Origin of the sequence: Vreelandella titanicae (genome assembly GCF_014697095.1) — a bacterium.
GTDB classification, from domain to species: domain Bacteria; phylum Pseudomonadota; class Gammaproteobacteria; order Pseudomonadales; family Halomonadaceae; genus Vreelandella; species Vreelandella titanicae.
The window spans coordinates 378456-400096 of sequence record NZ_CP059082.1; the positions used below are offsets into that span (position 1 = coordinate 378456).

Here is a 21641-nt window from a genome sequence, read left to right on the forward strand (position 1 = left end):
CGTCGCGAGCGCGAGACAGCTGGCGCTCTGCGCATAACGGGAACGTCAATGTCATCAACATGCCATACTGTAACGGATAGCGTCTTCGGCGTCGCTAGGCATGAAGCACCAACGCAGCCTCATACAAATACCTTAGCCCAGTGGCTTAATTTCAAGCTGTTCTTTTGTAAAGTGAACTTCTGCGGGCCGCCCCAGAAGCTGCGCATCAATATCTTCAGAGCGTTTGTAATTACCTGCCACTGAAAGCAGTTCAGCCTCCAATTCGCGGCAGTAAATACCCGCTTGGATATTGCCATGAATACCCGCCAACGCACGGCCACGCAGCGCGCCATAAACATGAATACTGCCAGCGGCCAGCACTTCTGCACCGGCATTCACCGCCCCAATCACCACTAAATCTCCATCAGAGGCGCTTACTTGCTGCCCCGACCGCACGGTACCGCGATAAAGCCGCGTAGCGAGCGTTGGCGCTTCCGCCTCACTTACTGCCTCCTCACGGGAGACTTCTTGCACTGGCGAATTACTGACACTTTCAAGCCCCCGGGCACGGCCCTCTGCCACTGGTGGAAACCACCCCAACCCCAGCGCCCAGGACGATTGGCGCACCGGCTCGGTGCCACCGCGTACGGCCACCGGCAACAGCTTGTGGTCACGGCACACAGCACAAATGCGTTCAAGGGCTAAGTGGGGTTCATCGAGTTTTTCCACGCTGAGCACAACCGGTGTATGCTGAAAGAAAGCAGGAGACTGGGAGAATTTGCCAGCCAACTGCTGCCGGATTTGCTCCGGATCAGCACTACTTAGCTCCATGACGGTCATCGGCAACATGCCCCCTTTGAAGGTAAAGGCCACTACGGCACTATCCACGTTAAGGCTCATGGCCGAACTCCCCGTCATGTTCAGATAAGATAAAGGTAGCGTACTATCACGCATTTCGTCGTCTAGAAACACTGTAGTCTAAAAACAGTGTGGTCTAGAAGCAGTGTGGCCTAGAAAATAGACGTTTATCACACCATAGTAAGGCCAAGCTAAGCGACAGCGCCGGTGACTGCAACCACTGAGCCGCTTTTTTCATGCTACGCATTTCATACTAGCAGGATGATTCATGCACGGACTGTTAAGACGACTGTTCGCACCTCGGTGGCAGCACCCTGACCCCGAGGTGCGCCGTCAGGCCCTCCAGCGATTGAACCCTGAGCAAGCAGAGCAGCGCCAAGCGCTGCAGTCGCTCACTCAAGATAGCGACAGCCAGATTCGCCTAGCCGCGCTGCTAGCCCTGGATGACTGCGCAGGCCTGGTCGACGCTTACTCGCACCACCAGCAGGATGAGGCCTGGTTCAATGCTATTTGCCAACGGCTCAGCGGGCGTGAAGGCCATACCGACTTGCACCAACGCCAATCCTTGGTGGAACAGATCGAAGAGCCGCGGGTACTGAGCGCGGTGGCCCTGCAGGGTGACAACCTGAATCTACGCTTGACCGCACTGAGCAAGCTGGGCGATGAAAATGATCTGATTCATCAAGCTTGCCACAACGGCGTGGCCGCCGTTCGCCATCAGGCTGCCGAACGCATTGAGGGCGAAGAGGGGCTAAAACGGTTGTTAAAAGAGGCCCGCCGCGACCGCCAAGTGGTGCGTCTGGCACGGGAACGCCTCAACCGCTTGCGTAGCGACGCCCAGTGGCTAGAAGCAGAAGCGCAGCAACGCGAAACGCTCCTGAATCAATTAGAGCAGCACGCCCGTGCGCCTTGGGAACCCCTCTATGGCGGCCGCTTTCGCCACCTTGAACGGCAGTGGGAACAGTTGAACCAGCCGCCAAGCGTGGAGCAAGAGCAGCGCTTTCATCAAGCGGTGCTCAATTGCCGCAAGACGCTTCACGACCACGAAACCCAGGAGCAGGCGCGCCAGCAGAGCGACGAGCGCCGTGAAGAAGCCGAAAACACCCGCGAACAGCTGCTTGAAGGCATCGAAGAAACCCTTGATGGCCTGCGCCACGCCTCAGCCATGACCGTGCAGGATATCGACAGCCTGCGCGCCCAGCGCCAACTATTAGGCCAACGCTGGCAGGCGCTTTCTGATATCCATCCGCCCAGTGAGACCATGCGCCAGCGCTACACGTTGGCGATTCATCACTACGACCAGTGCTTAGAGGCATGGCAGCGCTGGTGCGCGGCAAGCGCCCCCATCGAAACCGCATTGGCCAACGGCGACCACGCTACCCTCGCCACGCTGATGAGCGAATGCCAATGGCCGGATGCCTTAACGCCGCCCGCGCTGCTCGGCCGTGCCCAAGCGGCCCTCAACGCTGAAAACACTACGCCCTCGCAGCCGACAGAAGACAACGCCTCCCTAAAAGCACATGGAGCAGAACTCGACACCTTTGAGCACTTGTTAGAGCGCGGCGCCTTTAAAAGTGCCAGCCGTCTGCATCAGCGGCTAAAGCCGTGCATTGAAGCGCTGGAAAGCCCAGCCGCTCAACCGCTCAAAACGCGCTTAAAGCACTTAGCCGCCCGGCTCGCGGAATTACGCGATTGGCGGGGGTTTGTCGCCGGGCCAAAGCGCGAGCAGCTATGTGACAGCATCGAAACCCTCTCGAATGACCGCCATATGGCGGAAGAAGCACTTGACCGCCACCATCGCCAACTGGTCAAAGAGTGGAAATCACTGGGAGATGCGGCGGCTAACCGCGAACAGTCTGCTCGTTTTCGCAGCGCCTCGGATCGCATCCACGAACGTCTCGCCCCTTGGCGAGACCAGCTCAGCGAAGAGCGTGAGGCAAACCTTCAAGCCCGCGAAGCGCTGTGCGATCAGTTGGAAAACCTGCTGGCTCAGCCCGCCGAAGACGCCGACCCCGATGTGCTACGGCAAATCCGCGACAAAGCGCGCCACCAGTGGCGACACTACAGCCCCGTTCCCCGTGAACGCTCCGAGTCCGTTGGGCGGCGCTTTGGTGTCATTCGCCATCAGCTACAGGCGTTGATCGATCAGCGCGCTGAAACTATCGCCGCGCAAAAACGGGATCTGATCAGCCAGGTGAGCGCGCTGCGCAGCGACGAAAGCCAACCTCTTGCACAGCGCATTCACTTGACCAAACAGCTGCAGCAGCAGTGGCGGGCCCTGGGCCGGGCACCCAAAGGCGAAGAGCAAACGCTGTGGAAAACCTTCCGCCACGAATGTGATCAACTCTTTGCCCAGCGCGATGCGCATAAAACTGAGCAGGCAGCGCGCCAGCAACAGCAGCTTGATGAGATGCAAGCCCTCATCGACGAAATGGATAGCTGGCAGCCGATTGAGGCGAGTGAGTCGGCCACGTTGGAGCGCTTTATCGAACAAGCCAATCAACTTGAGCCGTTGCCACGCAATCGGCGCAGCGAAGGCATGCAGCGGCGGATGAGTGGCATCGTGCGTGCGCGCAGAGAACGCTTAAACCGTCTGGCGGTTGCCGATACAGTGCAACAGTGGCATGCGATCATGCCATTAGTGAGCGCTCACTTGACTGCCGACCAGCGCTACCTCGACGAAGGGATCCCAAGCAACGTGGACGCACAAGCGGCTCTCGGCACTTCACTGCCTACCGCCTTTAATGAGGCGCATAACGCACGCAATCAACAGCGCCATAGCGTAGCGGTACCGCTATCAGACGCTGATCACACTCGCATCGCCGACTCCCTCGCCAGACTGAGAGTGCACCTCTCGATGCTGGCCGTGGGTAGCGTGCGGCAGAGCGATGAGCCGCTGCGCTTGGCGATTCAGGTAGAGCGTTTGAATGAAGGCTTCAATCAAGAGCGCAGCCGTGATCAAGAAGTGGTCGACATCCTGGTCGCGCTATTGGCGCTAGGGCCAATGCCAGCCACGCTATGGGACACTGAAGTAGAAGAGCTGGATAACCTGCTTAGCCGACTAGCGCGAGTCCCGCTACCTTAAGCGTTAGCAAGAAAACGGGAGGCTTATAGCCTCCCGTTTGCGCTCTCCTCTTGGGCTAATCACTAGCCCATAAACTGACCACCGTTGATATCGATGTTCGCACCGGTGATAAATCCTGACTCCTTATCGGCTAAGAAGGTAACCAGTCGACCAATCTCCTCTGGCGTGCCATAGCGCTTCACCGGGATTGTTTCCCGGATTGCTTCGCGCACTTTTTCTGGAATATTCATGATCATATCAGTGGCGATATAGCCAGGCGATACGGTATTGACGGTAATCCCTTTGGTCGCTGTTTCCTGTGCCAGCGACATGGTCAAGCCATGCATACCGGCTTTCGCCGCCGCGTAGTTGACTTGGCCAAACTGACCTTTACGGCCGTTGATGGATGAAATATTAATAATTCGACCATAGCCATTCTCAAGCATCATCTCAATGACACTTCGGCAGGTGTTAAAAACGCTGTTGAGGTTGGTATCAATCACTTCGTACCACTGCTCGTAAGACATTTTTTTCATGGTGCCATCACGGGTGATCCCCGCACAGTTCACCAGCACACTAATCGGGCCATACTGGTCGTGGATTTGGCGGGCTCCTTCCAGGCAGGCGTTGTGGTCAGAAAGGTCGACACCCGACAATTCGATATTGCGATAACCGTCGGCGTGCTGCGTTTCTAGCCAGGTCTTGGCCTTGTCGGGGTTGCGATAACCCGCCACGACCAGATATCCCGTATCTGCCAACGAACGACAAATTGCCGTACCGATACCACCAGTTCCACCAGTTACCCAGGCGACGGGGGCTTGATTGGCCATTGACTACCTCCCTGAAATGACAAATGGCTTGGATCTCAAAGCACGCACATCGCGCCGCAAGCCATTGTGAATAAGCGCGACTGCGCCTGTATTACCCTAGTGCATAATTTTCTTGAACAATGCACCAACGTAAGCTTTTTGTTATGGCTATATAAAGCATAGCTGCACTTACCCCATGTTGCCGCAGGTCATAATCAACGGCTATAAGCCAAACGTGTTAATCACCCTATTGACTTCACCTAAAACTTCTGTAGAATATGCCACACGTTGATGCGGGGTGGAGCAGTCTGGTAGCTCGTCGGGCTCATAACCCGAAGGTCATCGGTTCAAATCCGGTCCCCGCTACCAATATTTTGAAAGGCAGATCAGTTACTTACTGGTCTGCCTTTTTTTATGCTTATCTTTCAGAATCCCTCTGTGCCCAAATTGTGCCCACGCTGTGCCCAAACTTCATTTCTTCCCTTAGCCTTCCAAAATGAAGGTGACCTTCAGGCTCCTAACACGCAACTTCGTCTACCCACTATTCAACGTGAATCAGATGGCAGCAGCGCATCCTCTGCTTCCTTGATATGGGTCACCAACTGATCGATTTCACAATCAAAGTAGTAGCAAAGTTTGTCAAGATTATCAGTCACTGTGCTATGGCCTGCATGGTTGATAATTTTCGATAACGTCATCCGATTAATCCCTGTTTCTTTTGCTATCTCACCGATCGTAATTCTGCGACGTTCTGCAAACTCCTTCTCAGCGATCAGCTCTTTTAAGTGATACCGAATCATCTCTTCATCCAATATGATTATAAAAATTATCAAAAAGGTATTGAAATAATCATTTGAACGTATATATTTACATTCGAGCGATTAAAAATATTATCAAATGATCACCAACATGAGGAGATAGTCTCATGGACTGCACTTTTTTGACAACGGAAGAGCTCGCATCGCGGATCAAATATGATGCACGCACTATCCGTCAGCAACTCAAAGACAGCGTGCTAATTGAAGGCACTCATTACATCCGGCCCTTTGGGCGTCGAAAAATTCTTTATATCTGGGAAGCTATCCAGGAAGAAATGCTGCAAGCGACTCCTCGTCAGCAAGCAATCGCCATCCCTATGGCTAATGGAGGGGTATGCCATGGGTAAGGTTCGCGCTCGTAAAGAGAGCAAAAAGCTTTTCATCGACTTCAGGTATGACGGCCAGCGATTTCGGGAACAAACACTACTGGACGATAACGCAAAAAATCGTAAGCAGCTGGAACAACTTTTACAGCGCATGGAAGCAAAAATGCTGCTCAGTGAATTCAATTATTCGGAGTTCTTTCCTAATAGCAGCAATTTACAAAAACTGAAAACTGACCAGCTTATTAATACAGCCGATCTTCAAAATGCCAGCAATTCAAACACACCACTGTTTAATGACTTCGCTACCCAGTGGTTTGAGGAAAGCAAAATCCAGTGGCGTGCTTCCCACGTACGCAATGTAAGTTCGATTCTTGATAGCTCGCTAAAGCCAGCTTTCGGTAAAAAATCGATGGGTGAAATCAGTAAGGCGGACATCATGGCGTTCCGTGCCAAGTTGTCCAAACGTAAGGGGCGCGGAGCCACGGGGGTCGTTTCGCCCAAAACAATCAATAGCCACATGACAATTTTGCGAATGGTGTTAGGTGAGGCAGCCGAGCGATTCGAGTTTGAAACGCCCTATAAGAACATCAAGCCTTTGAAACTGCAGAAAACCCACATCGAGCCATTTTCGCTGCAGGAAGTGCAGCGCATTATCGACAGCGTCCGCCCGGACTACCGCAACTACTACACGGTGCGCTTCTTTACCGGCATGCGCACCGGCGAAGTCGATGGGTTGAAATGGAAGAACGTTGATTTTGCGAAAAGAGAAATTTTGGTACGCGAGACGTTGATCAATGGCGAAACGGAGTACACCAAGACGGATGGCTCACAACGGGAAATCCCTATGTTTGGGCAGGTGTATGACGCGTTAAAAACTCAGTATGCCGCCACCGGACAAAAAAGCGCATACGTGTTCTGTAATCAACTGGGAGGGCCGCTTGATCATAATAACGTCACCAAGCGCGTGTGGTACCCCTTACTAAAAGCCCTTGGGCTGACCAAGCGACGTCCTTATCAAACGCGCCATACCGCCGCGACGCTTTTTCTAGCCTCAGGTGAGAACCCCGAGTGGGTGGCAAGGATGCTGGGGCACAGCTCAACGGAAATGCTGTTCAAGGTCTATTCGCGGTATGTCCCCAACGCCACCCGTATGGATGGCTCTGCCTTTGAGCGTCTGCTCGGCAATACCTCATCCGCTAACGTTCAGAAGGAGCGCCGCCATGAAACTGTCTAATCACTATTCTCGTCAACTGACGCGCTCCTTCACGGGGACTTATCGCCTAACCGGCCGTGTCGTGGTGTTTGATGATGCGAAAAAGCCGTTCTTGAAACTTCGCCTCAGCGACTGCGAGGGCGATCACGTTGCGATGCTCAACTTGGAGAAAACACCCGCACCGGAGCGTATTGGCCACCTGGAACATGTCACCGCCACCGGGGTGAAGTGTTGGTCTGGCCAGTTTTTACTTAATGCATTTCGTAAAGCAAACCCAGAAGAGATTGATGCACTCGGCACGCTGCAGTCGCTACCCCGTGTTTACTGCCCATTACCCGAGGCGTTTGATCGGCTAGTAGCGACCGCACAATCGCTAACGTCTCATCACCTGCGCACCTTTTTGACACGAGTATTGGAGCGTCAAGAGCGATTGGAAGCCTTTCTTAATGCACCGGGAAGCCGTAACTATCATCACGCCTACCCAGGCGGTTTGCTCCAACATTCGTTGGAGGTTGCCAATCATTCAGTGGCAATGCTGCGCCTGAATGAGCCGGCCATGCCTCGTCTCATGCAAGAAGCCTGTTTCGTGGGCGGGCTATTGCACGATATCGGCAAGACATACACCTATGACTCCAAAGGTAAGCCTAATGCCTCCTGGAAGCTCTGCAGTCATGACGTGTTTACGCTAGAGGCTTGTGCATATGGGCTTGCCTACTTAGATGCACATGAGCCCGATATAGCGATGACCCTCCGCCATGTGTGGACGTGCGCTTCTCCTGGGGCACGATATGGCCAACCTGCGGCGATGACGCTGGCCCGCTATATCCGTGATGCGGACGGACAGAGTGCGATGGCTGATAACCAACAGCGAGCTTTTCGCCGTCAATCGAGCAAGGGGTTTGGACGACTCGGACAGAACCTATTTTGGCAGCCTCAACTACCTGCCGCGGCATCTCACTAATGCAGTCTTCTACTTTTCAACTAGAGCCGTCAGCTTCTTGGAGCGGCGGTTTTACCTGACCCATTTGAGAATTTTATGACCATGCCATGTGAACGTACGCGTTCGGTCATCCAGGCCAGAGAATTTTTGATCGAACTAAGCCGTAACACTGACCTTCGCATTGGCAAACCTTCGATCAATACTGGAAGGGGGGCTGCCAAAGCGATCAAGAAGGGGGCCGCGTGATGCAGTACCAAATGTTGGGCACGATGGGCAAAGAACATGTACTGAGCGAGATAGTCGTAATGGGTCAGGGTGACGCCATAGATCGCCGCAACCCCCAGCAGGTAAGCGAGTATACGGGCTATGCTTGTAGACTCGCCAAGCTGTTGGCGCTGTCGGAGGCCACGGAAGTAGAGAACGATAGCCAGCACACAGGCGGTCGCCCACGTCAGTGAGAACTCCCAAGGCTTTAAGTAGCTCAGCGCAACGTCAATCACCCTTCTCCCTCAGATTAAGCACATTGAGACAGCTTAGACAGCGACTGCACCATGCGGCAAGTCGCTGCTACCAAGGTTGTGATGATCGCATTAGCTCTTTCTACGCTAGCGATGGAAAAACTCAATCCAACAACACAAGACGAATATTAAGGGGTTGACGGTAGCCTAGCCGTTGTTCTCCTAAAGGCTGGAAAAACGCGTTGCCCTTTCTTTATCAATATTTACGATGCATGAAGTGCCAGTTCTTCATAAACACTGTTGATATCGTCGTCTTCTTCTTTATTACTCGGTTCCGGCTTGGGATTCAGAGATTCGATGAGCCCGTTGGATGATGCCAGTAAATCGCTAAGCTGTTCGTAATCGAAGCGAACACCATCAGCATTGCGTTGTTCAAGGCGTGTAATGGCGTCTGATAGAGCGGTCATAGTGTGATCTTCCTCACCTAAAGGAGGGAATGCCTGCACCAGCGGCTGCCCGTTGTCCCAACCGATTTTAATAGGTTGGTTGATGATGTTGACCTGGGTGCCCGCCGGGATGCGATCAAAAATTGATTCAATATCGTTAGGCAACATGCGTATACAGCCACGGCTTGCGCGCATGCCAATGCCATCGGGCTGGTTGGTGCCATGAATCAAATAACCATCGAAGCCTAAAATAATGGCGTGATCCCCCAGTGGATTGTCGGGGCCAGGCGGCACCACACTGGGCGCTTTCTCGCCGCGCTCTTCCGCTTCGCGTTGCACCGACTCAGGCGGGTACCATGCGGGGTTTTTAATGTTCATGGTCGTTTTGGTCACACCAAGAGGTGTATCAAACCCCTCACGGCCAATGCCGATAGGATAGGTCTCAACGCGGGGCGACTCATCGTTACTGACATCGGGGTAGTAGTAAAGCCGCAGCTCTGCGATATTGATGACCACACCGGTACGCTCGACATTCGGCAGAATAAAGCGTTCTGGAATGGTTACTTCAGTACCCACTCCGGGAACCCAAATGCTGACATCCGGGTTGGCACGTACAATCTCCAGATAGCCAAGGTTATGGCGTCTAGCAATATCAATCAGCGTATCCTCGTCATCCTTCACGGTGACAGTGTAAGCCTTGCCTATGACATTGCCTTCATCAGGTAATGGATAGTGCCCTTTGGGCCATTCCTCATTCTGCCCAGCCAAGTTCTGCTCGGCTAAGACGGCACTGGACATCGCCAGCCAAGTTACCATCACACTCAACAATGCACTCAACCGTAGCGGCCATCGATATGTTTTCTTGGGTACCACTGATTTACGTATTGATAAGAGCATCGCTTTATTCCTTTTCGTCTAATGTGTTGTCTTGTGATCGAGACACGTTCAGTTGTAAACCGAGTAATGTCAGCAGAGCTGCTAATAACCAGGCGGGCCCGCTACCGGTACGGGTAAAGGGAGTGAGGCCCTGCATGGGGGTTACCTCGCCTGTTAAACTGGTCTTTTCAAACTGGGGGGCGCTAGCAGTGATGCGGCCCTGGGAATCAATAAGGGCGGTTACGCCATTACTCGTGGCACGGATTAAACTACGGCCATTTTCCAAGGCTCGTAGGCGCGCCATTTGCAAATGTTGGTGCGGGCCTATGGAGCGTCCAAACCAAGTATCGTTGGAAACCGTTAGTAACAGCTCGGCATGGCGCGCCTGCTGGGCCAGGCGGTCAGCGAAAATGATCTCATAGCAGATGGCGTTGCCAATGGACGTACCCGCGACGTGTATTGGGGGCTGTTCGCCTGGCCCTGGGGTCATGCTCGGTGTAGGCAGGTCGAAAAAGGCAATGGTGCCAGCGAGGAGACTTTTCAGTGGCAGGTACTCGCCGAAGGGTACCAGGTGTGCTTTGCGATACTGACCTTGCACGTCACCCAAGCCGATAACGCTGTTGTAATAGAGTCCCTCACCGTCGCGTTGCAAGATGCCGGTGAGTAGATTAGTGCCAGGGCTGAGATCAGACGCTACCCGTTCAAGAGTCAACTGCGCTTCCTGCTCAAAGAGGGGTAGTGCCACCTCGGGCCAAACGATTAGATCGATATCGCTCGGCTGCTCCCGTGTCATCGACGTGTAGATATTGATCGATTCGCGCTGGCCTTGAGCACTCCACTTAATGTTCTGGTCAAGATTCCCTTGTAACAACGCGACGTGGATGGGCTCACCAGCAGGCGTCGTCCATTGATTAGGCAAGACTAACGGCACAAGCCACATGACGGCGATAGGGACTAAGAACCACCAGCGACGGCGTAATAACTCTACTCCCAATGTGCCGGTCAGCGCGGTAATCAACGAAAGCAGGTATACCCCACCAATGGGCGCCCACGGAGCCAAGGGAGAATCTATCTGTGAAGTACCTAGCAAGAGCCAAGGAAAGCCAGTGAACAACCAGGTGCGAAGCCATTCGCTAACGACCCACACACCAGCAAAGCTAAGAAATGCAAGCCGAGGCCCTGTGAGGCGACGATAGAGCCCAAAGGGAACCGCAAAGAATAGTGCGAGGACGGCTACGAAGAGAATAGTGAGGAGTAACGCCAACGGCGCTCCGGTATCACTGTAATCGTGGATAGCGACGAAGACCCAAGAAGTGCCAGCGCCAAACAAGCCCACGCCATAGCACCACCCACGCAGAGCAGCCATCGCAGGCGTCAGCGCATGTATCTTCCAATAGACCAGCCCGACAGCCACCGGGCCAAGCCACCATAGGTAAAAGGGCGCGGCACTTAAAGTAGTTAACACTCCCGCCGCTAGCGCTACTAAACAACCGAGTATCGGTGTGACCCGCCCTGAAAAAATTGCGTATGTTTCTGTTTGCTTGACCGAATCCATGCGGTTACTCAGATTGCTTGAAGGAGGAACGCTCACGCCAAAGCGTCAATGCGTAAATGAATACACCTACAAACAGCGCAATATCAGCCAAGTTAAACGCAGGCCAGTGCCATTGCCCCCAGTAGACATCCAGGTAGTCCACTACATAGCCTCGCGCTAAACGGTCAACCGTATTACCTATAGCTCCCCCCAATATTAAACTGTATGCAACCGCTTCCAGACGGGTTATGGGTTTGCATAGTTGTACCATCAACACTACAGCGACGATTAAAGCCAAACCAACAAAGACATAGCGCTGCCAGCCACCGGCATCAGCAAGAAGACTAAAGGCGGCCCCTGTGTTACCGGTGTAAACCCAGTTAAAGAACGGCGTTAACGGAATAACTTGGCCAAAGGGCATCAGGGCGTGCACAACTTCTTTGATGATTTGATCGGCCAGTGCCACCAATATCGCTAGGGAAAACCAAGGCCAGCAATTTGAAAGACGGCCTAGTTGTACATCACTCATGACGTGACTTCCCTTTGTTGCTTTTCAGTCATCGCAGTACTGGACGAAAAGCGATAGCCCAATAGACGCATGGCATTTAAGGTGACCAGTACGGTGGCACCGGTATCCGCCATCACCGCGATCCACATGCCGGTGATACCCATTGCCGTGGTGACCAGGAAAATGGCCTTGAGACCAAGGGCGAGAGCCACATTGGTCTTAACATTGCGCAGCGTGGCACGAGATAGGTCGATCATCTCGGCGATACCGGTAACCCGGTTCTTCAACAGGGCTGCATCCGCCGTTTCCAATGCCACATCCGTACCGCAACCCATAGCGATACCTACGTCTGCTGCAGCCAGTGCTGGGGCATCATTGATACCATCTCCTACTTTCCCTATGGGACCACGACCAGCGGCTTGCCAGGTACGAACGCGTTGAGCCTTGTCCTCAGGCATTAATTCGCCATAGGCTTCAATGCCCAAAGACCCACCAATGGCACTGGCCGTGCGCGCATTGTCGCCACTGAGCATGACGGCTTCGACCCCCAAGCGTGACAGAGCGGCAAGTCCCTCTATAGCATCCTCACGCGGCTCATCGCGTACAGCGATTAGACCAATTGGTCGATCACCTTCAACGAGTACGGCAAGGCTCTTGCCAGCGCCCTCCAACTCAGATAATCGTGCGCTAATCGCTTCATCAAGAACGATCTGTTCCGCCAAGTGACGAGGCGTAATCAAACTCAGTTCACGCCCCTCTACCTGACCTGCGACGCCTCGCCCTGGAAGCGCTCGGTTGGCAACGCCTTGGGGGATGACAAGACCCAACTGCTGCGCATGAGAGAATATGGCTGTGGCGATGGGGTGACTGGAATCACGTTCCATGGCGGCTGCCAGCCTCAATACTTCGTTTTCGTTCTGTCCGGTGGCCCAGTCTTCCACGTCGGTGACCCTGGGCGTGCCCGCAGTGAGTGTGCCGGTCTTATCCAAAGCGATCAGGCGGAGCTTGCCTAACTGCTCAAGCACGGCGCCACCTTTGATCAGCAGACCGCGACGAGCGCCCACCGATAGACCAGCTGCAATCGCGGCGGGAGTTGAGATGACTAATGCGCAGGGGCAAGCAATTAATAGCAGTGCCAGAGCACGATAAATGGATTCTGACCACGCCATCGTTGAGACCAGCGGAGGCACCACTGCCATCAATAGCGCGAGTACAACGACCGTGGGCATATAGTAATAGGCAAATCGGTCGATAAAGCGCGCTATCGGTGCCTTGGCAGCCTGCGCCTCTTCGACCAGACGGATAACCCGTGCAATGGTGTTGTCCTCGGCGCCTCGTGTTACCTCCACCTCCAGGGCGGCACCAAGGTTCACTGTACCGGCAAAGATATCATCACCAGGCGCACGCGATCGCGGTATGGACTCACCGTTGACGGGCGATTCATCAATATCTGACTCCCCGGCCAATATACGACCATCACAAGGAACGCGGTCGCCGGGGCGCACCAGTACTCGCTGACCTGGCTTGAGTGAATTCGCTGAGATTTCGCGTACATCGCCGTTTTCCATAAGCCTTGCCATGGACGGCGTTAAGTTTGCTAAGGCCGAGATATTGCGACGCGCTCGTGAAGCCGCCACACCTTCCAGTAGCTCCCCCACAGCGAATAGAAAAACCACCATCGCTGCCTCAGCAGCGGCATTGATGGCCAATGCGCCAAGAGCGGCGATGCACATCAGCATTTCAATGGTGAAGGGATTGCGCATCTTCAGCGCACCCCAGGCACTTTGTACGATGGGTACCAATCCCACTAGCGTAGCTATAACGAAGGGTAAATTACCTAAGGACGGCCAGACCATACGTAGTGCAAAGGCCACTACCAACAGGTTGCCCGTAATAATGACCAGGCGGCCTTTAGCGGTTTGCCACCAAGGGGTTGAAGAGGACGAAGGACCTTTTTGGCCATCATGCGAGGCCACTTGGTAGCCCAGCTCATTCAGGACTCGCTCAATTGTCTCTTGCGGCGGCGCCCCATGATCTTGGGAGTGAATTTTCACCGACCCCGTGACCGAGCTTGCTGTCACCTCCTCAATGCCGTCCAAGCGTCCCAGCGCGGACTCTGCCTTGCGCTCGCAACCGCCGCAGTCCATGCCTTCGACCCGCAGCGTCAATACCGCGGGCGCGGCTGTATGCGTTGACTTTTCCATGGTGCCTATCCTCCCAATACGTTATTGTTTTGAAGTTTAAACCTTGTAGCAGCTACAGCTTCAAGTCATTTGGAAGGAGTTTTACGATGGCCCGAAGTAGCCAAAGCATCAGCATCGGTGAGCTGGCACGGCGTACAGACTGCAAGCCAGAAACGGTGCGATATTACGAGCGCATCGGGATACTGCGCGATGCATCGCGTACCGAAGGGGGGCAGCGCCGCTACGGTGAAGACGCCGTCCGGCGCTTGACCTTCATACGCCATGCCCGAGATTTCGGTTTCTCGGTAGACGCAGTGCGTGAGCTATTGGCAATGTCAGACCAGCCCGACATGCCCTGCCAGGAGGTCGATGCCATTGCCAAGCATCACTTGGAGAAAGTGGAGTCCCGTCTTCAGCGACTCTCTGTATTGCGAGACGAACTTCAGCGGATGGTCACCCAGTGCGCCGGTGGCAAAGTAGGGAGCTGCCGAATAATTGAAGTGATAAGTGACCACCAGCACTGTATCAGTGAAACGGCGCATGGTGGGGCCCACGACTTGGGATAACCACAACGCTGTAGGCCCTTGCCAACGCTTTAACCTAGCGAGACATCCAGAAAAAGCATGAATACCAACCCGATCGAGAGGCCAAATGTGGCTTTTTTCTGATGACCATTCCGATGAGTCTCGGGAATAATCTCATGGCTAATGACGTACAGCATCGCCCCGGCAGCAAAGGCTAATCCCCAGGGGAGTAGTGCCTGTGACATGCTGACGACACCAGCACCCAATAGACCTCCCAACGGTTCGACAAGCCCCGTGAGGGCAGCAATCGTCCAGGATCGCCAACGTGAATATCCCACCCCGAGCAGTGATACCGCAACGGCCAAACCTTCTGGCGCATTCTGAAGGCCGATACCAATGGCAAGCGGCAACCCCCCCTCACTACCACCAGCGCCAAATGCCACGCCCACGGCCAGGCCTTCCGGCAGGTTGTGTATCGTAATAGCGATGATAAATAGCCAGATACGACGAAGCGAGGCTGCCTCCGGCCCTTCTCGTCCCTGCTCGAAATGCTCATGGGGAAGTAACTCGTTCAACAGAGCGACCATCCCAATACCCAACAGTATCGCCACACAGGCAATAGCGGCTGGCACGACGCTACCACCGTAGCGCAACTCGGAAGCATCCAAGGAAGGTATAATCAGAGAGAAGAAAGAGGCGGCTAGCATGACACCCGCCGCAAACCCCAGTGCCAAATCACGCACACCGCGATTGGTTTTTTTGGTGAATAATACCGGAAGCGCGCCAATAGCGGTCATCAAGCCCGCAGCAAGGCTTGCTAAAAAACCTAAGGCGACCAGCGAAGTACCTTCCATAAACGTAGCTTTTATAATTATTGATTACCCATCAAGCTGCTTAATACTGTTTAAGAGCCAGCCGATGCCGTTCACGCCGCAACCAACACAAAGCCGGTCAGCATTAAATTTTATGGTTCATTAAATGAAATCAGATCGTAAATAGAGGATATGCCCATCGCTTGCTCTAAACGCCCCCTTGCCTCGTAAAGTGATGCTAGGGATTCCAGGCGAGTAGGCTGTTCCCCAAGGATAATGCGCCGACCTTGCTCCATAGGGTCAATAGGCCGGTCATTCACTCTCACTTCATAATGCAGGTTAGGGCCAGTGGCGACGCCTGAGGTACCTACCTCCCCGAGTATCTCCCCAGCGTTGACCAGATCGCCGACCAAAAACTGTGGGGAAAACTGGCTTAGGTGCGTATAGCGGCTGATAGTCCCCGTATCGTGCTCTACTTCCATCACGCGCCCATAACCGCCTTGACGACCGATGAAGGAAATTCGACCAGGCGCGGTGGTTATGACAGGTGTGCCATAAGGCGCAGCAAGGTCTATGCCATTATGAGGACGAACTCCACCGTACACGGGATGCCGCCGATTACCAAAGCGGGACGTCAGGCGTGCACCAAAGACCGGTAGCTGCAAAGTATCTAAAAGTTCTTCGTTCTTGAAGAGCATGACGATGCCTTTTTTGTCTACCGGCCATACCACCTCTATTCGTGCTGCCTGGTCGAGCAATCCCGCATAATTCAGCCGTGGAGGCCCCACAAGGGAGCCATCCTCACGTCTGTCTTCTTCCCACACTAGCTGGATACGTTCACTACCTGAAAATTCAACAGGCGCCTCCATGAACTCGCCTAGTAGCGCCTCCAACTTGGTAGCGAAACGCGGGGGAACTCCCTCTACTGCCAAGGACTCATATAGAGAAGTAGCAATGGTGATATCACGACCAAATGTCAGAGTGTCAAGGCGGGGCTGTGTAATGAAGCGCCCTTTTTCGGTAGCTGCTTGTATCTTGTCCAATGGTGCACCTGATGGCGAGAGAAAGAGGCTCTCTCGCCAGTTGGCTTCTACGACCACAGGATACACACTCAATAATGCCATTATCAGCCAACGCTGCATCATTGAGGACCCGTTCCATCAGAAACCTCTTCTATTTCGTCTTCAACCGCATCAATCAATTCCTGCATACCAAAGGGGTCTAGAGGTTCTCCATTGACGAAAAAGGTCGGCGTTTGACGGATCTGGTTAGCTTTGACGTCCGCCATGTCTTGGTCAATCACCGCCTGCACCTCAGCCGAGTTGAGCTGTTCTTCAGCGGCATTCCGGTCTAAGCCTGCTTCGCTGGCGATATCCATGATAGCCGATTCATCGAAACTACCATGGGCGGCCCATTGCCCCTGACGGGAGAGTAGAGCTTCGAGCACCGGTTCGAATACACCCTGACGACGAGCGACTTCCAGCACGCGAATGGCCTTATCAGAAACGTCGCCGTGGAAGGGAGTATAGCGCACGACTAACTGCACTTTTTCTGGATAGTTTTCCAGAATACTCTTGGTAAGTGGATAAAAGGCACGGCAGGCTTCGCAAGCTGGATCGAAGAACTCAACAATCGTTACCGGCGCTTCTTCTGGCCCGAGGATCGGTGAGTGTGAACGTACCAAGGTGCTCTCGGCTTGGGCACTATTCTCACTGGCCGCCTCAGCTTGCATATCGAGTAGTGCAGGTTTTGATATCGCCATGATAGCGGCTGTCAACATCAACGTACCCGCAAGCATAAAAGTCGTTTTTTTAAACATTTTTTCTCTCTATTTCAAATGTGTGATTGAAAATTAAATCAGGATTCTTTGGCATGAAGCCCGATCTAAAAAGTGCCCAAAAGAGCATGCATGGCTTGTTACTCATGTCCGTAAAGGTTGGCATTCTGGTGCGCGTGGTCAATATGCTCAAACTCTAAGCTGGAATGGACAATGTTGAAGCGCGTTTTTAGTTGGCCTTTGATCTCTGTTTTAATCGCTTCCAGCCGCTGCCAGCCGGCCTCCGTCATAACCACATGGCAGTCAAGCGCGGCCATGTTCTCTTGCATCTGCCATAGATGTACATGATGAATATCCTGGACACCCTCAATGCTACGCACTGCTTCAATGACGCGTTGACCATCAATATCAGGGGGAGATCCCAGCATGAGTGTGCGGATGGGGCCACCAATCTCCGTGAAAGCGAGATAGAGAATATAAACCGCAATACCGATCGTAATGGCGGGGTCTATCCACCGCATGTCATACAGTAGAATCAACGAACCACCGATAATCACTGCGACGGACGCCAACGCATCTGAAAGGTTGTGTAAAAAGAGGGCACGTATATTAACGCTGCCTTTTTGCATCGACCAAGTAAGCAATGCTGTGAGTGCATCAACGACAAGCGCGACACCACCAATGATAACGATTATCCAACCCTGTATCTCAGGGGGATCAATCATGCGCATGGCGCCTTCGTAAATCAGGTAGACACCAACGAGAATGAGTGTGGTGTAGTTAATGAGGGCGGCTACTATCTCGATGCGACCATAGCCAAAGGTCATTTGTGCATCAGCGGGTCGTCTCGCGATTTTCCGGGCGGCAAAGGCAATAACGAGCGCCGCCATATCAGAAAAATTATGTAACGCATCAGCGATCAGCGAAAGGCTTCCCGCCATAATGCCACCGACGATTTGGACGACGGTTAATAGGCCATTTGCCCAAATGGAAATGCTGACACGCCGGTCACCAGAGGCAGGATCAATGTGGGGATGATCATGATGATGTCCCATATGTTAACCTCGCTAGAACTTTTTCATTTCAGCCACTATAAAACCTCTAGCTACTAAAGCTTCAACCCCTGAATGTCGTCAATTTATGCCCGACAAGGTGGTATGAGGCGAATAGCTCATGATGTATTGTGCCGCGAGACGTGGCTTATCCGCATGACATTCAAATGAGCGACGACCACGAAAGGGCATCGTGCTTATTGGGAGCAAGGTGAGGGCGTTTTTTAGTGCGGTATTCGGCCCACTTCAACCGGTAATTCGAAACCCAACATGAGTAGATTTCTTTATTTTGTCGAGGCACATCTTGTCTGGTTTGTCATCTTTGTTGCAGGGTTAGGCTTATTATTTCCGTCATCCGAAATGTTTCTTGAATCCTCCATTGGCCCACTACTGGCGCTGTTGATGTTTATCATCAGCTTGACGTTTGACGCGCATGCGGTACGCATCGTTTTTCGTAAGCCGTCCCGTCAATTATTAGCTCTAGGCTTAGTCTATGATCCGATGTCGATTGCGGGTTTTTTGACTGGCCGTCTGTTTTTTGGGAGTGGACCGCTAGCCGCGGGCCAGACTTACTTGGCACATTGCCCACGGATGTATCTTCACCCCTTCTTGTATTAATGGCCCGTGGTAACGTGGCGTTAGCTGCCGTCTTCAACGCGGTCAATACGGCGTTATGTCCTTTTATTGTTCCCTTCCTGTTTTTGTGGTTAACAGGTATTCAGTTAGACGTTCCGCTCTGCGCAATCATTCTTGAGCTCGTTTTGATTGTGTTTGTACCCACTGTCTTAGGGGTAAGTCTACGTACAGGCTTTACGGCATTATTTGCGCGTCATGATTCAGCTTATGCAGGACTGGGGTCGATCCTTTATCTCTTAATACTGCTGGCTGTTGTAGGCCCTAACGCAGAAACCATTCTTGGCTATGGTTGGTACGCGTTTGTTTGAGTCTTAATTTGATAGGTTACCTGGTGGGCATGAGCTCACGCTTATTAACGGATGACCGAAAAGAGATAATTACCTATCTTTTCACCGTCAGCAAAAAGGAATTTAGTATTGCCGCTGCGTTTGTAGCTGCCTCGGGCCTGCCATCAGAAATTGCTATCCCAGCTGCCTTTTTCACTGTAATCCAGATGATCACTTCACCTATTGCAGCGAAAATGCTCGCGCGGGGAAGAAATCCTAAATATTGGTAATATCGGTTTGTAGCGTAGCGGTGAGCGGTATAACCCAAATAATTAGACGTTATTATTCAGGCATCGCACATGTATATACGGGAAGTGAGTTGACAGAAGCAGCGGGAGCCGAAGGGATTGGAACATTAGTAATTTTATATTTTCTGACTTAGGGAATCGCTGCTCAATTCGGTGCTGAGCTCCTGTACCGCTCAGCGCAGTCAATTACGTGTCTCAGCGGTTGTACCTGACCAGCAGGCGGTTTATTTATCCCTGCCAGCCGGGTTATCCGGCTGACAGGGTTCAATCTATGAGACTTGTTTGGAATATGTTCGATTCTAATCAACAAGTATGGGTGCAAAACCACCGCCGGGTGTACGGAAATTCGTGGTCTGTCCCTGATATAACCTTGCCGCGGCCAACAGCAAATCACCGCGATAGGTATAGAGGCGCGCATCGACTTTCAGCTTACGCCGCTCACCGTCGACCAAGACCAGACGTTCGGATGGAGGCACGTAAGCCTGAGCGATATAGTCGCTTTCCAGAATCTGGGCAAAGGTGCCTTTAGTGAGTTTACTGCCTCGGTAAGCACCCTTGCTGCCATAACCGGCCACCGGTTTGAAAAACCACTGTCGGCGTTCTTGCCACAGTTCATCAGCATTGTTCGCTGTTACCTGCAGGGTTCGTGGTACACCTGTCTCCAGCAGTGCGGCGTTTTCCTCACTCAAGCCCCATGATACCAGCCTCGAAACATCCGACCATTCCGCCAAATTGCGCTTGTCCGCGTAGAGGGCGTGGGCAAGGGGATTGGGAGTTATAACGGCGCCTCCATCCAGCCAGGCCGAACGCAAGGCTGCGTGCTCGGGGCCTCTAGCGCGAAATCCACCAGGCGGTTGTATACCATGTCGACTTGTTTATCTTCGGCATACAACGCCCCTGTCTCATACCTGAGATCCGCAGGCGAGACGATCAGTGCTTCGATACCATTTTTTTGAAACAGCTGCTGGGCCAGCCTGAACTCGGGATACAGGTACTGTCCGGCAGGCTGGTCGTCGACGATCGCAATGCTTCGTGGACGGCCACTGTCACGCTGGGAGCGCCATTCGCTCTTGAACTGGGCGATCACCGCCGCATCGAAGTCCGATGCTCCGGGTACTCGCTGGGTGCCGCTGCAACAGCGCTGCTGAGCACGAACCAGCACGGCGTTCAGAAACGCGCCACCAGCGTTGGTATTGACTTCGATCAGGCGCGGCCCCTCCTCGCCCAGGTGAAAATCATAGCCCATAAAAGCACCCACAGGCCCCGGATTGATCTGGGCACTCCGCATTGCTTGGGAAAGAACCCTGCTACGGTAGCCCGGCAAAGCGATGGTTGTCTCAAGCGTACGGACGATGCCCAACATTTGATTCAAAGCTTCGCTAGGGACGAAAACAGCCGCATCCGAATAAATCTGGTGCTAGGCTGTGCTGGACAGCACTTCTTCCGCGCTCTCCCCCAACTGACTGGAGAGATTTTTCATCAGCGCTGACCGATCAAGCGTAGTACAGACACAATGCTGGTTCCGCTGTCTCGTCTCCGTTTGGGTCGAGGATTCTTCTGAGAGCATATTGATGTCCTGTGTGACTGTCGTGCCGAACTCAAGCAGACGAAGGGTGAAGTGCACCTAGCTCAGGTCGCTACGGGTAACTTCATCCCGAAAGTAGTGACACCGTCAGCAGATTGACAATGGAGCGAGTGATAGCCATCCCCAAGCCGACATTTAATGTGTTGCCCTCTCGTCTGGCCGTATCAATACGGTAAAAACGGTCGAACAATTTGTCGATGTGCTTGGGCGGGATCGTGGGCCCACGATTGCTTATCTTCAAACGCACCCACTGGCCAACCTGAGATAGCTCAACATCGATCGTGGTGTCTGCGTCGCCATAGCGAACCGCGTTGGACATGATGTTCGAAATCGCCCTGTGCAGCATAAGATTGTCGCCTCGCACCCGTGTTGCACCGTGGCGACGCATGATAAGCCTGATGCCTTTCTCGTCAGCGGCATATTCGTAATACTCCAGCACGCTCGAAGCTATCTCGGCCAGATCTTGAACGTCGAAGTCTGGAGTAATCATGCCATTGTCAGCTTTAGCCAGGAAAAGCATATCGTCAACCATGTCTGACATCCGGCGTAGCTCTTCAAGGGTAGAATAACGCCACTTCTACGAGGATTCCGCAGCTCGTGTGCGATATCAGCGGAAAAATTCGATAGCCTTAAAAGGACTGATCCAGTCGCACGAGCATGGCATTGAAG

22 protein-coding genes, 1 tRNA gene and 1 pseudogene are annotated in these 21641 nt (G+C 53.2%); 9 read left to right on the forward strand and 15 right to left on the reverse strand.

Annotated features, from left to right (window positions below; all coding sequences use genetic code 11):
* Positions 1-132: 132 nt before the first annotated feature.
* Complete coding sequence (gene minC, locus HZS52_RS01735; protein ID WP_027957729.1) at positions 133-879, reverse strand: septum site-determining protein MinC; 747 nt, start codon at positions 877-879, stop codon at positions 133-135.
* 226 nt (positions 880-1105) lie between these two features.
* On the opposite strand from minC, the gene HZS52_RS01740 reads away from it, so the two are divergent.
* Complete coding sequence (locus HZS52_RS01740; protein WP_190374058.1) at positions 1106-3922, forward strand: DUF349 domain-containing protein; 2817 nt, start codon at positions 1106-1108, stop codon at positions 3920-3922.
* Between the two features lie 62 nt (positions 3923-3984).
* Here the strand turns inward: HZS52_RS01740 and phbB are convergent, their stop codons facing one another.
* The gene (gene phbB, locus HZS52_RS01745; protein ID WP_190374059.1) at positions 3985-4731 is read right to left on the reverse strand and encodes an acetoacetyl-CoA reductase; all 747 of its coding nucleotides are present in this window, start codon (positions 4729-4731) and stop codon (positions 3985-3987) included.
* Between the two features lie 271 nt (positions 4732-5002).
* Between phbB and HZS52_RS01750 the strand changes: the two genes are divergently transcribed.
* Positions 5003-5079: transfer RNA gene (locus HZS52_RS01750), tRNA-Met, on the forward strand.
* Between the two features lie 176 nt (positions 5080-5255).
* Here HZS52_RS01750 and HZS52_RS01755 read toward each other — a convergent pair.
* Entirely contained in the window at positions 5256-5510 is a 255-nt protein-coding gene (locus tag HZS52_RS01755; RefSeq protein WP_039860361.1) for a helix-turn-helix domain-containing protein, read from the reverse strand.
* 125 nt (positions 5511-5635) lie between these two features.
* On the opposite strand from HZS52_RS01755, the gene HZS52_RS01760 reads away from it, so the two are divergent.
* From HZS52_RS01760 to HZS52_RS01770, 3 genes are read left to right on the forward strand one after another with little or no spacing between them, the layout of a single operon-like run.
* Positions 5636-5875 (forward strand): hypothetical protein, encoded by a 240-nt coding sequence (locus HZS52_RS01760; RefSeq protein ID WP_039860360.1) that lies wholly within the window; start codon positions 5636-5638, stop codon positions 5873-5875.
* On the forward strand, positions 5868-7088 hold the full coding sequence (locus HZS52_RS01765) for a site-specific integrase (protein ID WP_039860358.1): 1221 nt from the start codon (positions 5868-5870) through the stop codon (positions 7086-7088). Before HZS52_RS01760 ends, HZS52_RS01765 begins: the two co-directional genes overlap by 8 nt.
* Positions 7075-8028, forward strand: coding sequence for a TraI domain-containing protein (locus tag HZS52_RS01770; RefSeq protein WP_190374060.1), 954 nt, complete (start codon positions 7075-7077; stop codon positions 8026-8028). Before HZS52_RS01765 ends, HZS52_RS01770 begins: the two co-directional genes overlap by 14 nt.
* A 116-nt stretch (positions 8029-8144) precedes the next feature.
* On the opposite strand, the pseudogene HZS52_RS01775 reads toward HZS52_RS01770, so the two are convergent.
* From HZS52_RS01775 to HZS52_RS01795, 5 genes and pseudogenes are all read right to left on the reverse strand, one after another.
* Positions 8145-8507, reverse strand: a pseudogene (locus HZS52_RS01775) (cytochrome c oxidase assembly protein); the annotation flags it as partial.
* Between the two features lie 221 nt (positions 8508-8728).
* Positions 8729-9709, reverse strand: coding sequence for a L,D-transpeptidase family protein (locus HZS52_RS01780; protein ID WP_223828159.1), 981 nt, complete (start codon positions 9707-9709; stop codon positions 8729-8731).
* Positions 9710-9812: 103 nt separating this feature from the next.
* Positions 9813-11342, reverse strand: a complete 1530-nt coding sequence (lnt, locus tag HZS52_RS01785; RefSeq protein ID WP_039860352.1) for an apolipoprotein N-acyltransferase — start codon at positions 11340-11342, stop codon at positions 9813-9815.
* Positions 11343-11346: 4 nt separating this feature from the next.
* The gene (gene lspA, locus HZS52_RS01790; protein ID WP_190374061.1) at positions 11347-11850 is read right to left on the reverse strand and encodes a signal peptidase II; all 504 of its coding nucleotides are present in this window, start codon (positions 11848-11850) and stop codon (positions 11347-11349) included.
* Positions 11847-14033 (reverse strand): heavy metal translocating P-type ATPase, encoded by a 2187-nt coding sequence (locus HZS52_RS01795; protein ID WP_039860349.1) that lies wholly within the window; start codon positions 14031-14033, stop codon positions 11847-11849. The genes lspA and HZS52_RS01795 overlap by 4 nt, the downstream gene beginning before the upstream one ends.
* 86 nt (positions 14034-14119) lie before the next feature.
* On the opposite strand from HZS52_RS01795, the gene HZS52_RS01800 reads away from it, so the two are divergent.
* Entirely contained in the window at positions 14120-14578 is a 459-nt protein-coding gene (locus tag HZS52_RS01800) for a MerR family transcriptional regulator (protein WP_039860348.1), read from the forward strand.
* A 29-nt stretch (positions 14579-14607) separates the two neighbouring features.
* Here the strand turns inward: HZS52_RS01800 and HZS52_RS01805 are convergent, their stop codons facing one another.
* The 4 genes from HZS52_RS01805 to HZS52_RS01820 all read right to left on the reverse strand — a co-directional run bounded on the left by HZS52_RS01805 (position 14608) and on the right by HZS52_RS01820 (position 18180).
* Positions 14608-15390, reverse strand: a complete 783-nt coding sequence (locus HZS52_RS01805; RefSeq protein WP_009288257.1) for a ZIP family metal transporter — start codon at positions 15388-15390, stop codon at positions 14608-14610.
* Between the two features lie 110 nt (positions 15391-15500).
* Positions 15501-16493 carry a M23 family metallopeptidase gene (locus HZS52_RS01810; RefSeq protein WP_051052167.1) on the reverse strand — a complete coding sequence of 331 codons (993 nt, stop codon included), beginning with the start codon at positions 16491-16493 and terminating at the stop codon, positions 15501-15503.
* Positions 16490-17167, reverse strand: coding sequence for a DsbA family protein (locus HZS52_RS01815; RefSeq protein WP_039860347.1), 678 nt, complete (start codon positions 17165-17167; stop codon positions 16490-16492). The genes HZS52_RS01810 and HZS52_RS01815 overlap by 4 nt, the downstream gene beginning before the upstream one ends.
* 98 nt (positions 17168-17265) lie before the next feature.
* Positions 17266-18180, reverse strand: coding sequence for a cation diffusion facilitator family transporter (locus HZS52_RS01820; RefSeq protein WP_009288256.1), 915 nt, complete (start codon positions 18178-18180; stop codon positions 17266-17268).
* Positions 18181-18447: 267 nt separating this feature from the next.
* On the opposite strand from HZS52_RS01820, the gene HZS52_RS24270 reads away from it, so the two are divergent.
* From HZS52_RS24270 to HZS52_RS24280, 3 genes are read left to right on the forward strand one after another with little or no spacing between them, the layout of a single operon-like run.
* Complete coding sequence (locus HZS52_RS24270; RefSeq protein WP_223828026.1) at positions 18448-18795, forward strand: hypothetical protein; 348 nt, start codon at positions 18448-18450, stop codon at positions 18793-18795.
* Positions 18795-19121, forward strand: a complete 327-nt coding sequence (locus tag HZS52_RS24275) for a bile acid:sodium symporter (RefSeq protein WP_236614980.1) — start codon at positions 18795-18797, stop codon at positions 19119-19121. Before HZS52_RS24270 ends, HZS52_RS24275 begins: the two co-directional genes overlap by 1 nt.
* 29 nt (positions 19122-19150) lie before the next feature.
* Entirely contained in the window at positions 19151-19369 is a 219-nt protein-coding gene (locus tag HZS52_RS24280) for a hypothetical protein (RefSeq protein ID WP_223828028.1), read from the forward strand.
* Between the two features lie 317 nt (positions 19370-19686).
* On the opposite strand, the gene HZS52_RS24285 is transcribed toward HZS52_RS24280, so the two are convergent.
* From HZS52_RS24285 to HZS52_RS24295, 3 genes are all read right to left on the reverse strand, one after another.
* Entirely contained in the window at positions 19687-20076 is a 390-nt protein-coding gene (locus HZS52_RS24285) for a hypothetical protein (RefSeq protein WP_223828029.1), read from the reverse strand.
* A gap of 86 nt (positions 20077-20162) precedes the next feature.
* On the reverse strand, positions 20163-20633 hold the full coding sequence (locus tag HZS52_RS24290; protein ID WP_223828030.1) for a hypothetical protein: 471 nt from the start codon (positions 20631-20633) through the stop codon (positions 20163-20165).
* A gap of 403 nt (positions 20634-21036) precedes the next feature.
* The gene (locus HZS52_RS24295; protein ID WP_201764706.1) at positions 21037-21504 is read right to left on the reverse strand and encodes an ATP-binding protein; all 468 of its coding nucleotides are present in this window, start codon (positions 21502-21504) and stop codon (positions 21037-21039) included.
* Positions 21505-21641 lie beyond the last annotated feature (137 nt).

Coding starts and splice junctions, on each gene's coding strand:
- minC (WP_027957729.1), bottom strand. CDS start 879: ATGAGCCTTAACGTGGATAGTGCCGTAGTGGCCTTTACCTTCAAAGGG.
- HZS52_RS01740 (WP_190374058.1), top strand. CDS start 1,106: ATGCACGGACTGTTAAGACGACTGTTCGCACCTCGGTGGCAGCACCCT.
- phbB (WP_190374059.1), bottom strand. CDS start 4,731: ATGGCCAATCAAGCCCCCGTCGCCTGGGTAACTGGTGGAACTGGTGGT.
- HZS52_RS01755 (WP_039860361.1), bottom strand. CDS start 5,510: ATGATTCGGTATCACTTAAAAGAGCTGATCGCTGAGAAGGAGTTTGCA.
- HZS52_RS01760 (WP_039860360.1), top strand. CDS start 5,636: ATGGACTGCACTTTTTTGACAACGGAAGAGCTCGCATCGCGGATCAAA.
- HZS52_RS01765 (WP_039860358.1), top strand. CDS start 5,868: ATGGGTAAGGTTCGCGCTCGTAAAGAGAGCAAAAAGCTTTTCATCGAC.
- HZS52_RS01770 (WP_190374060.1), top strand. CDS start 7,075: ATGAAACTGTCTAATCACTATTCTCGTCAACTGACGCGCTCCTTCACG.
- HZS52_RS01780 (WP_223828159.1), bottom strand. CDS start 9,709: ATGTCCAGTGCCGTCTTAGCCGAGCAGAACTTGGCTGGGCAGAATGAG.
- lnt (WP_039860352.1), bottom strand. CDS start 11,342: ATGGATTCGGTCAAGCAAACAGAAACATACGCAATTTTTTCAGGGCGG.
- lspA (WP_190374061.1), bottom strand. CDS start 11,850: ATGAGTGATGTACAACTAGGCCGTCTTTCAAATTGCTGGCCTTGGTTT.
- HZS52_RS01795 (WP_039860349.1), bottom strand. CDS start 14,033: ATGGAAAAGTCAACGCATACAGCCGCGCCCGCGGTATTGACGCTGCGG.
- HZS52_RS01800 (WP_039860348.1), top strand. CDS start 14,120: ATGGCCCGAAGTAGCCAAAGCATCAGCATCGGTGAGCTGGCACGGCGT.
- HZS52_RS01805 (WP_009288257.1), bottom strand. CDS start 15,390: ATGGAAGGTACTTCGCTGGTCGCCTTAGGTTTTTTAGCAAGCCTTGCT.
- HZS52_RS01810 (WP_051052167.1), bottom strand. CDS start 16,493: ATGATGCAGCGTTGGCTGATAATGGCATTATTGAGTGTGTATCCTGTG.
- HZS52_RS01815 (WP_039860347.1), bottom strand. CDS start 17,167: ATGTTTAAAAAAACGACTTTTATGCTTGCGGGTACGTTGATGTTGACA.
- HZS52_RS01820 (WP_009288256.1), bottom strand. CDS start 18,180: ATGGGACATCATCATGATCATCCCCACATTGATCCTGCCTCTGGTGAC.
- HZS52_RS24270 (WP_223828026.1), top strand. CDS start 18,448: ATGAGTAGATTTCTTTATTTTGTCGAGGCACATCTTGTCTGGTTTGTC.
- HZS52_RS24275 (WP_236614980.1), top strand. CDS start 18,795: ATGGCCCGTGGTAACGTGGCGTTAGCTGCCGTCTTCAACGCGGTCAAT.
- HZS52_RS24280 (WP_223828028.1), top strand. CDS start 19,151: ATGAGCTCACGCTTATTAACGGATGACCGAAAAGAGATAATTACCTAT.
- HZS52_RS24290 (WP_223828030.1), bottom strand. CDS start 20,633: ATGGGCTATGATTTTCACCTGGGCGAGGAGGGGCCGCGCCTGATCGAA.
- HZS52_RS24295 (WP_201764706.1), bottom strand. CDS start 21,504: ATGGTTGACGATATGCTTTTCCTGGCTAAAGCTGACAATGGCATGATT.